Source organism: Enterobacter cloacae complex sp. P16RS2 (assembly GCF_014982155.1).
GTDB lineage: Bacteria > Pseudomonadota > Gammaproteobacteria > Enterobacterales > Enterobacteriaceae > Enterobacter > Enterobacter cloacae_M.
This window is the reverse complement of sequence record NZ_JADCKW010000051.1, coordinates 1-15,732: the sequence shown is the minus strand read 5'-3', so window position 1 is coordinate 15,732 and position 15,732 is coordinate 1. Positions and strand designations below refer to the sequence as shown.

Below are 15,732 nucleotides of genomic sequence, written 5' to 3'. Positions count from 1 at the left end.
ATTCTTATCTATTATTCATGCCAAAAATCTATTCGTCGCTTATATTTATTCATTAACCTCTGGTTTTTATCTCCTCGCAATAACCCGTCGCTGTTCATTCATCTTTTTTTGATATCATGCTGTGATGTAAATCAAAACAAAATGGTTTTATTAGCATTTCTCTGTTTGTGATCCTTTTTACGATACAAATATTCGCTTTGCATGAAGAAGGTAGTGTCTTTTACTAAGGCAAATGGATAATTCGCAATAATGTAATAGTGGAAAATTCTTAAGAAATTTCTTATTACGGGTAAATGATCTGTATATTTGATTTTACGTCGATCATTATTCTAATATTGCGCATCAAGAACGATACCGTGAAGTTGGCGTAGCAAAAACACAGAGGGATGATGAAATGGCTGACAGTTTTCAGAATGAGGTGCCTAAGGCACGTATAAACCTGAAGCTTGACCTGCATACAGGCGGGGCAAGCAAGAAAATGGAATTACCGTTGAAATTACTGGTTGCGGGTGATTTTAGTAACGGTCAGGAGTCTGCTCAAATATCTGAGCGTGAGAAAGTTAACATTACAAAAAATAATTTCGACAGCGTTCTTTCCGAATATTCCCCAAAACTTAATCTAACCGTTAAAAATACGCTGTCCGAGGATGGTGGTGAGGACTCTATTCAACTGACTTTTCAGAGCATGAAAGATTTCACGCCAGAGCAGGTGGCTGCTCAGATACCGCAGCTGAAAGCAATGCTGGCGATGCGCAACTTGCTGCGCGATCTGAAGGCTAACTTGCTGGATAACCAGACTTTCCGAAAGGAGCTGGAAAAAATCGTTCTGGACCAGTCGCTTAGCGCTGAGTTGAGAAATGAACTTTCCGCGCTGGCATCAAGAAAATCGTAACCATCATGCTGTTTTAACGGATTTATCAAGGAATGCTCATGTCTGTACAAAATAATATTGCCGGGAGTGAAAGCATGGTGCTGGAACGTCCTGCAGCGGGTGGGGTTTACGCCTCCCTGTTTGAGAAAATCAATCTGAGTCCTGTCTCCGAGTTGAGCGCGTTAGACCTCTGGCAAGATGCGCAGGCGATGTCGGATGCGACCGCTGACGAGCGTCTCACCGCAGGTATGCAGGTCTTTCTGGAATGCCTGACCAAGGCAGGCTCGAAGGTCGAAAAACTGGATAAAAGCCTGATCGATCACCACATCGCTGAGCTCGATTACCAGATAAGCCGCCAGCTCGACGCCGTTATGCACCATGAAGAGTTTCAGGCGGTTGAGAGCCTGTGGCGCGGCGTGAAGTCGCTGGTTGATAAAACGGATTTTCGCCAGAACGTAAAAATTGAGCTTCTGAGCATGTCTAAAGAAGACCTGCGCCAGGACTTTGAAGACAGCCCGGAAATCATCCAGAGTGGTCTGTATAAACATACCTACATTGATGAATATGATACTCCAGGCGGCGAGCCGATTGCGGCACTGATTTCCGCTTACGAGTTTGATGCTTCAGCGCAGGATGTCGCTCTGCTTCGCAACATCTCCAAAGTATCCGCTGCTGCACATATGCCATTTATCGGCTCTGCAGGCCCGAAATTCTTCCTGAAGGAGTCAATGGAAGACGTCGCGGCGATTAAAGATATTGGTAACTATTTTGACCGCGCAGAGTACATTAAGTGGAAATCGTTCCGCGATACTGACGACGCCCGCTACATCGGCCTGGTCATGCCGCGCGTATTGGGACGTTTACCGTATGGCCCGGACACCGTTCCGGTTCGCAGCTTCAACTATGTCGAAGAAGTCAAAGGTCCGGATCACGACAAATACCTGTGGACTAATGCATCATTTGCCTTCGCGTCAAACATGGTACGCAGCTTTATCAATAATGGCTGGTGTGTACAAATCCGCGGCCCGCAGGCTGGTGGTGCGGTTCAGGACCTGCCTATTCATCTGTACGATCTCGGTACCGGCAATCAGGTAAAAATCCCGAGCGAAGTGATGATTCCCGAAACCCGCGAATTCGAATTCGCGAATCTGGGCTTTATTCCTTTGTCCTACTATAAAAACCGCGACTACGCGTGCTTCTTCTCAGCCAACTCCACTCAGAAACCGGCGCTGTATGACACCGCTGATGCGACGGCGAACAGTCGCATCAACGCCCGTCTTCCGTACATCTTCCTGCTGTCGCGTATCGCCCACTACCTGAAGCTGATTCAGCGCGAGAACATCGGTACCACGAAGGACCGCCGACTACTTGAACTGGAGCTGAACACGTGGGTCCGCAGTCTGGTTACCGAAATGACCGATCCGGGCGACGAGTTGCAGGCTTCTCACCCGCTGCGCGACGCGAAGGTGGTAGTGGAAGACATCGAAGACAATCCGGGCTTCTTCCGCGTGAAGCTTTACGCCGTGCCGCATTTCCAGGTGGAAGGCATGGACGTCAATCTGTCGCTGGTTTCCCAAATGCCGAAAGCCAAATCGTAAAAACAGGCAGGAAGCTGATGAAAACGGAACAACCGTTATGGGGCAGGGGCATTATGGTCTCTCCCCAGCATTTTCAGCAACAGGTCGCGTATGCGGCCTGGTCTGCCGAATGTATTGCCCGACTGGGCCTCTCCTGTCCATGGGGGGTTATCAACGCCACCTTCGAACCGGAAGCTCTCAGGCTTGGACGTCTGCAGGCTCATCATCTGCATGTCCGTTTTCAGGACGGTACGCTGATTGATACAGATAATGCTGATACCCTGCCACCGGTCCTGTCGCTTGAAAACGAATCGCAGGAGGTGACAGTGGTACTGGCACTCCCGCTGCTGCGGTCGAACGGCGGCAACTGCCTGAAATCCGAAGAAGTAGCCGAGCGTCCGGTGCGATATCGTCAGCGCTGGCGGGATGTGCGCAATGCTTATGGAGATGACACCCGTCAGATTGCCGTAATGCAGCCCGAACTGACCCTGCGTTTTGCGCATCAGAACAACAGCGATTACCTGATTTGTCCGGTCGCCCGTCTGCAGCAAGACTCGCAGGGTACATGGCAATTAGACGAGACGTTTCTTCCTCCACTGTTGACTCTCCAGGGCAGCCGTTGGCTGGTTACCCAGCTTGAACAACTCATGTCCCAACTGCGGGCTCGTCTGTGCCGTCTGATGGCGATGCGGCGTGAAAGCAATGAGCGTATGGCAGACTTCGCCGTGGCCGATGTATCACTGTTCTGGCTGCTCAACGCGCTGAACAGCGCTGAGCCCGTGCTTGGCCAGTTCCAGCGTAACCTGCAAAGCCCGCCGGAGCGTCTGTATCCGGAACTTTCTCGCCTGGCAGGGAGCCTGCTGACCTTCTCTCTGGAACATCAGGTGAGCGCTATACCGATCTGGCACCACGAGCAACTCAATACGGTGTTTCCACCGCTGTTTGATTTGCTTGGCGATCTGCTTGAAGCCAGCTTGCCGTCCCGCGTGGTGGCCCTGTCACTCGACTATGACCCACGGCTGCACTTCTGGCAGGCTCGACTGCATGACCCGCGCCTGCGCGAAGGGGCTGATTACTATCTTTCTGTGCGCTCGCCGATCCCGGTGGCGCAACTGCAGGAACAGTTCCCGCGTCAGTGTAAGGTGGGCAGTCCTGACCATGTGCGGGGGATCGTCAACTCTTCCCGCGTGGGCGTGCCGTTGATGCCATTGCGCCATGTACCAGCCGCCATTCCGCTGCGCCTGGAAAATCAGTATTTCAGTCTCGATCTCTCCCATCCTCTGGCGACTGAGATGCTCCAGAGTGGGACGTGTATGTTTTACGTCCCGGGCATGCTGGGCGAGCCTGAACTTGAACTCTTTGCGGTACTGAGAACATGAGTGAACGTAAACACGGCGCTGCCGTATCTGTTGATATTGACGCACTGCTGCAGAATACCTGGCTGCAGGTTATTAGCCTTCGTCATGGATCGCAGTTTCAGGAAGGTGAAGGTCGGGTTTTGTGGGAGCGTTGTGTCGCTGACGTGGAGCGCGTTCAGCGCGAACTGAAAGCGAGTGAACTCGACGAAGCCAGCTGTGAGCATATCCTCACTGCACAATGTGCATTACTTGACGAGGCGGTCAAAGGGCGCGGTGTAGAGGATGACGCCTGTGTGCAGTGGTATGACATTCCCCTGCAGGGACACTTCCTCGGCACGATGGACGCGGGTGACACCCTGTGTGACAGGATGCGCGATGTGCTGCGCGAACCCGCACCAGACGTTGCCGTACTGACCTGCTTCCAGCGGGTAATGATGCTTGGATTCCTGGGGGGCTATCGCGCGCTGAACGATCCTGAACGCCAGAAGCTGGTCAGCGCGCTCAGTGAACATGTCGCGCCGTTCAGCTATCCGCAGACCCACCCTGTTCTGGCAGAAAGCCGTACCGGGTGGGGAATGGGCGGATGGCTCGCATCATGGCCTGCACGTATTGGACTAAGCGTGATTGTTCTTGCCGCGCTCTGGTGGGGACTGGATCGTTGGCTCGATCAGATGCTGCTGACCCTGCTGCCGGGAGCCATAAAATGAGTCCTGCACAACAGCGCGGGCTTGCGCTGTGGGCCGCCTTGCTGAGTGCCGTGGTCTGTCTGGCTTTTCTGCCGGTATCCCGGCTGGCTTCAGTGCTCGTTCAACTGGCGATGCTCGGGGTTATCTTCGTGTTCTGGTATATCACCAAACCTCGTGCGGAGCATGACGTCACCCTGCTTCTGGATGACCTTCCTGAATCCTCTTACCGTCAACCCGTGGTGCTGGTTTGTGGCGATCTGCCGCTGACCTGGCCGCAGCAGTCATCAGTACTCATCGTCACGCAGGGATGCTGGATCCGCGTTGAGGACCATCAGGATCTGGAACAGGTTGCCCGTCAGGTACTGTGGCAGCGTCCGGACTGGGGCCGTCAGATGTCGGTGATGGTCAGTGTCTGCCCGCAGAAACACGTTGACAGCGAAGCCCTGACAAGTCGTCTGCTGGCTCTGCGCTGGCAAATCAGCCAGCTGCGTAAAGAAACGGGACATTCTGTGCCATTGATTTTGAATGGTCAGATCGGCAGCGCGATGACGGATGACATGATCTGGCAGGCCGCTATTTCGGGTGAAGAGTCGACTGTCTGGCGTGAGTCGAATGCGCCTTGTTCAATTGCAGCGTGGGTCACCACTGGCGGTGCGCCTGTGATGCAAAAGCAGGTGCTGATGAATAGCCTGATGAGCTGGTTCCATCAGCATGTCCAGGCGGTATTCATCGATGATAATCCTGATGTTCCGGCCATTGCACCTGCAGCGGTGCTGTGGGGAATGGGGCCGATTCTTGCCGCGAGCCTCGCGTCGTCGGCCTGGACGGCGTGGTTGTCGCGTCACACTGCTATGCAGCAGGTGATCGGCTGGCAGCCCAGGGGGACGGACAGTACGGTGATCTCACCCTTACCGGATTTCATCCTGCCGCTGCTACCGGAGGGAAGTGGACTCACTCCCCGGGCCCGCACCTGGCGCTGTGTCCTTGGTCTATTCACTCTGGCGGCCATCGCCGCGCTGCTCAGCAGTGGCTGGAACAATCGCCAGCTGCTGCATCGCGTGAGCTTCGATATAGCCCGTTATGACAGCCTCTCCATGGATGACTACGGCCTGAAGGCTAGCGCCGTAGCGGCCCTTCGTGAGAATGCGGCGCTGCTGGATGACTATGCACGTAACGGCGTACCGGCCCGACTGGGTCTGGGGCTTTATCAGGGGGAACGTCTACGGATGCCCCTTCTGGAAGCGATCCGCTCGTATGTGCCGCCGCCTCCTAAACCGCAGCCAACCCCAAAACCGGTGCCGAAAATTGTGAGGCTCGACAGCATGTCACTGTTCGATTCCGGCAAGTTCGAGCTGAAGGCGGGTTCCACCAAAATGCTGGTGAATTCACTGGTTGGCATCAAAGCGAAGCCCGGCTGGCTGATTGTCGTGTCAGGGCATACCGATAACACCGGTACTCCGCAACTAAACCAGACGCTGTCTCTGAAACGTGCCGAAGCGGTGCGCAGCTGGATGCGTGACACCGGCGACGTGCCGGAAAGCTGTTTTGCGGTGCAGGGCTATGGCGAAAGCCGCCCTGTCGCAACCAACGACACCCCGGAAGGGCGTGCGCTTAACCGCCGTGTCGAAATCAGTCTGGTACCGCAGGCAAGTGCCTGTCAGATACCCGGCAAACACCTGGCGCCATCGCAGGATGATGGCGTCTCAGAAAATAAAACGGAGTAATTAACATGGCAATTCCTGTTTATCTTTGGCTGAAGGACGACGGCGGCGCGGACATCAAAGGGTCTGTTGACGTTCAGGATCGTGAAGGCAGCATTGAAGTGGTTGCACAGGAGCATAACCTGTACATCCCGACCGACAACAATACCGGCAAGCTGACCGGCACCCGCATCCACACGCCGTTCCTGTTCACGAAGGAAATCGATTCCTCCAGCCCGTACCTGTACAAGGCGGTGACCACGGGTCAGACCCTGAAATCCGCTGAGTTCAAGTGGTACAAAATCAACGACGCGGGCCAGGAAGTGGAGTACTTCAACACCAAACTGGAAAACGTGAAGGTAGTGAAAGTGAATCCTGAAATGTATGACATCAAGGATCCTTCTAAAGAGAAGCACAACCACCTTGAACGCGTTGAACTGCGTTACGAAAAAATCACCTGGACCTACAAAGACGGCAACATCATTCATTCCGACTCCTGGAACGAACGCGCCACGGCGTAATCCTGATGCGGGCAGGTTTTCCTGTCCGCAGTTTTTTGCTGAGTGCCTGAGATGCGGGTACTCAGCAAAGAAAAAACAATCTGCCTGCCTGACCTTATGCGCTTTGGTGAACAGCGAGGGGCGGTAGCGTGTCCAGGAACCGACAAAGAGAGAATCTCATGGAAAATCCAGCCATCCTGTTACGTCGTCTGAACCCTTACTGTGCCCGAGCAATGGAAGGCGCAGCTTCGCTCTGCCAGACCCGCGCCCATGCGGAAATTTTGCCGGAGCACTGGCTGCTGAAGCTGCTGGAGCAGGGGGAAGGTGACCTGACGGTGTTGGCGCGTCGCTATGAATGGGATATGGATGGCATCTGGCAGGATTTGCTTGGCTGGCTCGACAGACAACCTCGCTCCGTACGCCATCGACCCCAGCTCTCTGATGCCATTCAGACGCTGATGCAGGAAGCCTGGATGATTGCCTCCCTTAACAGCGAAGAGCACATTCGCAGCGTCCATCTGCTGATGGCCCTGGTGGAAAAACCAAAACTGGCACGTTGTGACGGCCTTTGGCCGTTGTTAACGCTTGCTCAAAGCCATCTGGAACGCCTGCGGCCTTTACTGGATGCGCAATCGGATGAGCGTCCGGAAATGCAGCGCGAAGCTGAGCTCACACAGAGCCACGGTGGTGAGGTGGAGTTTGTCGGGCGTCCGGCTGGTGTGGAAATGAAAGAGGGGGAACTGAGCCCTGCGCTGCAGAACGCGCTGGATAAATTCACCCTCGACGTTACCGCCAAAGCGAAGGAAGGGAAGATCGATCCTGTGTTTGGCCGTGACACAGAAATCCGCCAGATGGTGGACATCCTTTCTCGTCGCCGCAAAAACAACCCGATTTTGGTCGGCGAGCCGGGCGTAGGGAAAACTGCACTGGTTGAAGGTCTGGCGTTGCGTATAGTCGAGGGTAATGTGCCGGAATCCCTCAAAACGGTCACTCTCCGCACCCTTGACCTGGGTCTGCTGCAGGCTGGCGCGGGCGTGAAAGGTGAGTTCGAACAGCGTCTGAAAAACGTCATCGACGCGGTGCAGCAATCGCCTGTACCTGTTCTGCTTTTTATTGATGAAGCGCATACCATCATTGGCGCAGGTAATCAGGCGGGTGGTGCAGATGCGGCCAACCTGCTGAAACCGGCGCTGGCGCGTGGCGAACTGCGTACTATTGCGGCCACCACATGGTCTGAATATAAACAATACTTCGAGCGCGACGCCGCTCTGGAGCGACGTTTCCAGATGGTAAAAGTGGATGAGCCTGACGATGACACCGCCTGCCTGATGCTCCGTGGCCTCAAATCCCGCTATGCCGAACACCACAATGTGCATATTACCGACGATGCGGTTCGTGCGGCAGTTACTCTTTCGCGTCGTTATCTGACCGGACGTCAGCTTCCTGATAAAGCGGTCGATCTGCTGGACACCGCTGCCGCACGCGTGCGTATGAGCCTCGATACCGTACCGGAACAGCTAATCCGCCTTCGCGCGAGTATCGCTGCGCTCGACATGGAGAAGCAGGCGTTACTGGAAGATATCGCCATTGGCAATCAGTGTCATGCCGAGCGTTTGAGCGAGATTGAGCAGGAAGAGGTGCGCCAGATAGTGACACTCGACGAACTGGAAACCCAGTACGGTCAGGAGATGAAACTCACCGAGCAGCTACGCGAAAGCCGTCAGGATATATCACGCCAGCGTGAGACTCACAGGCTGCAACAGGAGCTTAACGAGATGCAGCGCAGCAACCCGCTGCTCTCTCTGGATGTGGATGTACGCACCGTTGCCAACGTGATTGCTGACTGGACAGGCGTTCCACTGTCATCGCTGATGAAAGACGAGCAGACCGAACTGCTGGCCCTGGAAAATGAAATCGGTAAACGTGTGGTTGGGCAGGATGTGGTGCTTGAGGCTATCGCCCGACGTCTGCGTGCGGCAAAAACGGGTCTCACGTCCGAGAACGGTCCGTTGGGCGTATTCCTGTTGGTAGGACCGAGCGGTGTGGGGAAAACCGAAACAGCGCTTGCGCTGGCCGATGTCATGTACGGCGGCGAGAAGTCACTCATTACGATTAACCTTTCTGAATACCAGGAGCCGCACACGGTTTCCCAGTTGAAAGGCTCGCCGCCGGGCTACGTGGGTTACGGCCAGGGCGGTATCCTCACCGAAGCTGTGCGCAAGCGTCCGTACAGCGTGGTGCTGCTGGATGAAGTGGAAAAAGCGCACCGTGACGTGATGAACCTCTTCTATCAGGTCTTCGACCGCGGATTTATGCGCGACGGCGAAGGCCGCGAAATCGACTTCCGCAACACCGTCATCCTTATGACCTCTAACCTCGGAAGCGACCACCTGATGCAGTTGCTGGATGACAACCCGGAAGCCACGGAAGCAGACCTACACGAACTGCTGCGCCCAATCCTGCGCGATCATTTCCAGCCCGCGCTACTCGTCCGCTTCCAGACGGTGATTTACCGTCCGCTGGCTGAAGCTGCCATGCGAATCATTGTGGAAATGAAACTGTCACAGGTCAGCAAGCGCTTGCACCGCCACTACGGGCTGACCACGCAAATTGACGAGAGTCTCTATGACGCGCTGACCACAGCCTGCCTGCTGCCGGATACCGGTGCGCGTAACGTCGACAGCCTGCTGAATCAACAAATTCTGCCGGTGCTGAGTCAGCAATTGCTCACCCACATGGCCGCAAAACAGAAACCAGCGTCGTTACGCCTTGGCTGGGATGATGAAGAAGGGATCGGCCTGGAATTTGAATGGAATCAGGGGGTAACGTATGAGCACTAATCCTCCGATCAGATACAGCCATAACCACCACCTTCTGGTGGTGAAGGGCTGTGAGGCCGAACCCGACGTGCTGGCTTTTGAAGGCGACGAAGCCCTGAGCCGACCGTTCAGCTACCGTGTTGAGTTCACCAGCCGTGACCACGGCATCAGCAAAGAGATGATGTTGATGAAGCCCGGCTCGCTGACGCTGCAGGCCCCGGTTGACCAGGGCTACGGCATCAAAATCCAGCAGCCGCTGCGGGTGATTCAGGGGATGGTGACCGGTTTTGAACGTCTCGGTACCTCAAAAGATGAAACGCATTACGCCCTGACGCTCCGGCCCCGTCTGGCGCTGCTCGATCGTTCGCAACAGAACGCCATTTACCAGGACATGTCGGTCCCGCAAATTGTGGAAAAAATCCTGCGCGAGCGTCACGGCATGCGCGGTCAGGATTTTCTGTTCTCGCTGTCAAAAGCATACCCGCGCCGTGAGCAGGTGATGCAGTACGGAGAGGACGATCTGCACTTCATCACCCGCCTGCTGGGCGAAGTGGGCATCTGGTTTCGCTTCACCACCGACACGCGCCTGAATATTGATGTGGTGGAGTTTTACGACAGCCAGCAGGGTTACGAGAAAGGCCTTAGCCTGCCGTCGGTGCCGCCGTCCGGGCAGCACTCGCAGGGTGTGGACTCGGTGTGGGGGATGGAAAGCCATCACAGCGTGGTGCAGAAGCAGGTCAGCACCCGCGACTACAATTACCGTCAGGCCACGGAGAACATGAATACTCTGGTTGACGTCACCCGGGGGGACGCGACCACGTACGGGGAAGCGTACCACTATGCCGATAATTATCTGACGCCGGGCAGCGCGTATGACCTCAATCCGGCGCCCGAGTCCGGTGCATTTTATGCCCGCATCCGGCATGAGCGTTATCTGAATGGCCAGACGCAGACCCGGGCCTTCACCAGCAGCCCGGCGCTCTCTCCGGGGATGCTGCTGAAAGTCACCGGCGGGTATGAAGTGGCTGACGTGTTTGCGCATGGCGTGGTCATCACGGCGATGCAGACCCACGCGCGGCGGGATGAAGACTTTAGCCTTCGTTTTGACGGCATCCCGGACAGCCCGGATTTCAGCTTCCGCCCTGAGCCCGGCTCACGTCCCGTGATGGCCGGGACGCTGCCGGCACGTGTCACGAGCACCACCGAGAACGACACCTACGGCCACATCGATAAAGACGGCCGCTACCGCGTCAGCATGCTGTTTGACAGGGACAGCTGGGAGACCGGGTTCGAGAGCCTGTGGGTGCGCCAGTCCCGCCCGTATGCCGGCGACACCTACGGCCTGCACCTGCCTCTGCTGGCGGGCACCGAAGTGGCGATTGGCTTTGAGGACGGTAACCCGGACCGGCCGTACATCTCCGGCGTGCTGCACGACTCGGCCCACGGCGACCACGTCACTATCCAGAATTACAAACGCAACGTTCTGCGCACGCCGGCGAACAACAAAATCCGCCTCGATGACGAGCGCGGGAAAGAGCATATCAAGGTCAGCACCGAGTACGGCGGCAAGAGCCAACTGAATCTCGGGCATATGGTCGACAGCGAGAAACAGCAGCGCGGCGAGGGGTTTGAGCTCAGGACGGACAGCTGGGGTGCGATACGGGCGCAGAAAGGGATATTTATCAGCGCTGATGGCCAGACGAAAGCACAGGGTCAGGTGCTGGATATGGCAGCGGTTAAACGCCAGCTATCCGACGCCCTGTCTTTGGCTGAATCACTCTCCAGTCTCCTGGAAACTGCAAATATCGATTCACTGGATAATGACACACAACAAAGTTTCTTACAGCAAAGTGTGGATGCCCTGCAACAGCCGGTGATTGTGGCGGGTGCACCAGCAGGGATCGCACTTTCTACGCCTCAGCATATTCAGTTCAGTGCTAACCAGAATCAGATATTAACTGCAGGCGGGAATACGGAAATATCAGCGCTAAAACGTATTGCCTTAGTAGCGAAAAAAATGGTGGTGGTGTTTGCACATGAGATGGGAATGAAACTGGTTGCGGCGGCAGGGAAAATCGAAATGCATGCCCAGACTGATGGGCTTGATATCACGGCCGCGAAAGGGTTAACCATTACCAGTACAGAAGATGAAATCCTTATTACGGCAAAAAAGAAAATCACCGTGCAGTGCGGTGGTTCTTATCTGACGATTGACCCGGCCAAAATTGAACACGGCACCAATGGTTGCTTTAAGGTAAAAAGTGCTGATTTTGACTATGCGGGGCCAGCGAAACTGGATGTTCCCTATCCGAAATTTACCGCCTGCGAATCCATGGCTTCAGAAGCTTCAGCTAAGGGTGATGCGACCATACCGTTGAGTTAAGGACGATTGATGATTAATTACCTGGAGCAGCCTTTTCAACTGGCGGACCATCAATATGCAATAATTGACCGGATGCGGGTGCCAGAACTGCCGGAAAGCTGGCCGCATATCGAACTGGTTTCGTCGATGCTGGCACCACAGGCCCATCTTTACCCGTGGCTGATACCGTTGCATGAGCTTCCACCTGGCGAGTGGAGAACATTTATGGCAGACCTTTCACGGTGTGCAGACCCAACTTCACCGCCGAATTGTCCTCTTTTACTGTCCAGTCCACGTCCGGTTAAGATTGTACGCAATTTGCTGGTTAATGCCCTGTTTTTAAGGGATGCAAGCCAAAGGGGACATATCTTGCGTTATTACGATCCGCGAGTGTTGTTTCATCTGCACTGGATGTTGAGCCCATGGCAATTGTTTAACCAGCTACCCGCCCAGGAAATACCGTACTGGACATTCTGGCTGGAGGGAGAGTGGCACACACTGGCGTTCCCGGCTCGAGTTTCTTGCCTGCCCGGAGACCAAACAGAAATTCCGCTGGCGCAATTACAACGTTGTGGGCAGATAAACCTTGTCCTGGAAAAACTGCCACGCAATGTCAATATGGCGCAGCGTCAGGAAAGCAGTCGCAAAATAGACGCTTTGCTTGTGCAGGCGATGACATGTGGACTGCCGACCCAGGAAGATCGTATTGCATTTGCGCTGCATGGATTAGTGCAGCCAGAAGGTTTCTGGATGGCTCCGAAGATGGCGGCATTTCTGGCACAGTCCCGACAGGCTCCTGACTATTATCGTGATGTAACCAGTAACTGGGATGAACATCTCTGGCAGGAAATGACCCAAATGCAGCCTTATAATAATGCATGGAACAATTAATATGAGCACACAAAAAGGCTGTAAATTCTGTACCCGCTATGGGTTGCCACTTTTACCCGTTCGCCCGGCGGTTGTGGCAAGGGATGATGCATTACCTCTTTTGCCAGGCAGCGTCACCATACCTGCAGTAGCAAAGGGCGAAACTGCATGGACGGGACGCTTGCTGCGTGAGGGCTATTTATACATCTGGTCTGAGTCAGGTAACCGCTGGATAAATTATTTTGTCACTCGCGAAGGATATTATTACCCGCTGCCTGAAAATGGAGATGTGCCTCCTGATATTGCAAATGGTAAGGCTAAGCCATGCGTTACTCAGCCAGAAGAACTGGCGAGTGCATCACTGATAACGCTGCCGGTAAAGCCCTTGGGCATGAAAAACGGCGTGTTCTGGTTCTGCTGGTCCGAAGTGGAATGGACGCCAGCGGTCCGCACAAAGCATGAGGACGCGTCTTATCGTATCCAGTATATGCAACGTTTTGACATGGATGCCTGGATTAATAGCGGTAAGGCGGACCAGGTTATTGCAATATCAGCACTGACTGAAACTGTGGCAGAGTACAGCAGTGAAGGAAAAAACAGCAGCGCCAGGATATGGTCCCCTGCACCATGGAAAGCTGCCACGACATTTGAAGCCCTTTTAATCAAAAAATCAGCGGACAAGCTTTACCCAAATAAGGGGGCAATGATTGTGCTGCAGGATCCACCTGCAGTCTTGCAGGATCTCTCCGCCGTTATAGACTATGAATTGCAAAAAAATGTCTACAAAAAAGCCGAATATCAACGGGAGCTTGCTCTGGCTTCTGCAATTACTGGTTTGAAAGAATCAATGAATCGTCAGTTTGAACGTGACGCTATTGAGAAGAATGAGAGCCGGGAACGCAATGCGCTTTATGGCCCCTTTGGCTATAGCGTGAACGGTGATGTTCCGGATAATATGTATACCTCGATTGGCGATCGTAAAGTGAAGTCTGAAGCAGCAAGGAAGTGGGCGAAATATGAACAATATTACGAACCATCACAAGTGGCTGACTTTCAGAAGAAATTTAATCAAGTTTTACAGCAGTATAACGACAGTGTCGTAAGTCCACGCACCGAAATGTATCTTGAGTGGATAAAGGGCAGTGTGTTGCTGGGATATTTTAAGCATAATTTTGATACCCGGAAATTGAAAAGTGGTATTGAATATGTCCAGACGCTGAATTATTGCATTGCCGGGATGCAGGACAAAGTGGGGGTCATCCGGCATTTTAATGATTTGTTATCAGGGACACCCACAGATGTAACAAATATACTGGCTCGTGCTTTAATATTGAATCAGGATGTTCTGGCTGAAAAGTTAGCTAAAGCTACTGAAGGCTTTTCGGACTGGTTTGCCATTCCCTGGAATGGGATCGCCGATGCCTTTAAAGATGGTATCGAAAAAATGCGTGACAATGCCGCCGGTGTGGCGGGGATATTCATCGGATTGCTCTCAGGTATCTTAACAAAACAGATCGCACAGGCATTAGAATCAAACAAAGTATACAGCAGTTTAGTTGCAATGGGAGCAATAACAAATAAAGCACTGTTTCCTTTAGAAAAAACAGGGAAATATAAACACTTTGTTTCTGAAGTGGTCACGCAACTGGCTAAGGAAAGCGGACTGGACAGCAGAGCAAATAAAGACAGCTTACGACATTATATCAGACGGGAGTTAAGACGACTCAGAATCGACGGGTTGCCAATGGAAGTTGAGGAAACAAAAAAATTTCTGGTCATGGTTGATATTGACAAAGTACACGAGATGGCATCGCTGCCACCTAAAGAGCGTGCTATTGCATTGAGCAAATTACTTCGAACCTCGGCAGATGTTGAAGCTCAGCAATTTAGCCGCTGGCAGGGGGCTGTCCAGCGTGGAGTCACAAAAGCCGGACAGGCTATGCCATTTACATTGGGGATATGTTCCGGGATTCTTCAGGTTGCAGCACTTTTTATTTCTGCTGATATTCACAATAAAAAAACGCTCACTGCCGATCAGGGAGAAGCGCATTCCCGATTTTGGGCGGGCGTATTAGGCCTTGGAAGCACGACATTAGGCATTATTGAGACCGGTATTAAACAATTTCGGTTATTTGCCAATGCTGCGTCGAGGCTCCGGGTTTTCAGCTCTGAAACCTTTCTCAGATGGGTTGGCTACGTGGGAAAAGCATTGGGCGTGGTGGCTGGAGTAATTGCTGTGGTATATGACTTCTATCATGGCATTAACGAATTTAATAAAGGACATACCGGGTTGGCTGTAGCTTACGGTCTTTCTGCAGCGGCTGGTGTTTGGGTGACTGTTGCTGTACTTTGGACGATACCTGTTATAGGAACGTTTATTGCGGTTGCGATTTTAATAGGTACAGCAATTTATCTGGCGTTTCATAATCGCGATAGTATTCAGAAATGGCTTGTGCAGTGCTTATGGCGAAGAATACCTGTTGACACAGATAAAACGAGTGAAAAACAAGAGGAATATAAGCAGATAGAAGCTGCCGAACTGCCTGTATGGCCAACCATGAAAATGGAAATGGATGAGCTTAAATTAGCTCTCGGAGTGGAGGGGTAAAATGGATTATTACGGTCTTTTTCCTAAGTTTAAATTAAATCGGTATCTTAGTGATGAAGAGAGAACGCATCAGCTAAAACAACACCGGACAACTGAACTGGATGGACAATCTTTAGTTACTGATATGAAAGTCATAACATTAAATTCCCACTATCTGGAGTTAGTTGACAAATATTACTCAGCGAAGGGTTTCGGTGGATTAATCGCTGCAATTGGTTTTTTTGGATTTTCGCTATTTTACCTAGTTGTGCTTATTGGAACCATTCCTTATCTCAGGTGGAAGTTTTCGGGAAGTGAAAAAGAACTTTTGATTTTTACGTTAATGTTAGTTCCGGCAATTCTGTTTTCATTCAAGCTTCTAAAAACAGAATGGTTTGCCTG

10 protein-coding genes and 2 pseudogenes are annotated in these 15,732 nt (G+C 53.0%); all 12 read left to right on the top strand.

From position 1 onward, the window contains the following. The first annotated feature begins 394 nt into the window (after positions 1 to 394). Positions 395 to 892 carry a type VI secretion system contractile sheath small subunit gene (gene tssB, locus INF68_RS21905; protein WP_023308708.1) on the top strand — a complete coding sequence of 166 codons (498 nt, stop codon included), beginning with the start codon at positions 395 to 397 and terminating at the stop codon, positions 890 to 892. Between the two features lie 32 nt (positions 893 to 924). Then, positions 925 to 2,469, top strand: a complete 1,545-nt coding sequence (gene tssC, locus INF68_RS21900) for a type VI secretion system contractile sheath large subunit (RefSeq protein ID WP_109845394.1) — start codon at positions 925 to 927, stop codon at positions 2,467 to 2,469. 14 nt (positions 2,470 to 2,483) lie between these two features. Continuing rightward, positions 2,484 to 3,827 (top strand): type VI secretion system baseplate subunit TssK, encoded by a 1,344-nt coding sequence (gene tssK / locus INF68_RS21895; protein ID WP_193525456.1) that lies wholly within the window; start codon positions 2,484 to 2,486, stop codon positions 3,825 to 3,827. Continuing rightward, entirely contained in the window at positions 3,824 to 4,513 is a 690-nt protein-coding gene (tssL, locus tag INF68_RS21890; RefSeq protein WP_193525455.1) for a type VI secretion system protein TssL, short form, read from the top strand. The genes tssK and tssL overlap by 4 nt, the downstream gene beginning before the upstream one ends. Further along, positions 4,510 to 6,216, top strand: a complete 1,707-nt coding sequence (locus tag INF68_RS21885; protein WP_193525454.1) for an OmpA family protein — start codon at positions 4,510 to 4,512, stop codon at positions 6,214 to 6,216. The genes tssL and INF68_RS21885 overlap by 4 nt, the downstream gene beginning before the upstream one ends. Before the next feature lie 5 nt (positions 6,217 to 6,221). Next, on the top strand, positions 6,222 to 6,713 hold the full coding sequence (gene hcp, locus INF68_RS21880) for a type VI secretion system effector Hcp (protein ID WP_023325816.1): 492 nt from the start codon (positions 6,222 to 6,224) through the stop codon (positions 6,711 to 6,713). A 158-nt stretch (positions 6,714 to 6,871) separates the two neighbouring features. After that, positions 6,872 to 9,532: a type VI secretion system ATPase TssH gene (gene tssH, locus INF68_RS21875; RefSeq protein ID WP_193525453.1), complete on the top strand. Its 2,661-nt coding sequence runs from the start codon at positions 6,872 to 6,874 to the stop codon at positions 9,530 to 9,532. Then, positions 9,522 to 11,241, top strand: a pseudogene (gene vgrG, locus INF68_RS21870) (type VI secretion system tip protein VgrG); the annotation flags it as partial. The gene tssH and the pseudogene vgrG, both read left to right, overlap by 11 nt. After that, a complete protein-coding gene (locus INF68_RS23545) occupies positions 11,238 to 11,894 on the top strand; it encodes a DUF2345 domain-containing protein (protein WP_370552486.1) in 657 nt (218 codons plus the stop codon). The pseudogene vgrG and the gene INF68_RS23545, both read left to right, overlap by 4 nt. A gap of 9 nt (positions 11,895 to 11,903) precedes the next feature. Then, the gene (locus INF68_RS21865; RefSeq protein WP_109845388.1) at positions 11,904 to 12,764 is read left to right on the top strand and encodes a DUF4123 domain-containing protein; all 861 of its coding nucleotides are present in this window, start codon (positions 11,904 to 11,906) and stop codon (positions 12,762 to 12,764) included. 1 nt (position 12,765) lies between these two features. Next, positions 12,766 to 15,351, top strand: a complete 2,586-nt coding sequence (locus tag INF68_RS21860; RefSeq protein WP_193525451.1) for a T6SS effector BTH_I2691 family protein — start codon at positions 12,766 to 12,768, stop codon at positions 15,349 to 15,351. Position 15,352: 1 nt separating this feature from the next. Further along, a pseudogene (locus tag INF68_RS21855) lies at positions 15,353 to 15,732 on the top strand (hypothetical protein); the annotation flags it as partial.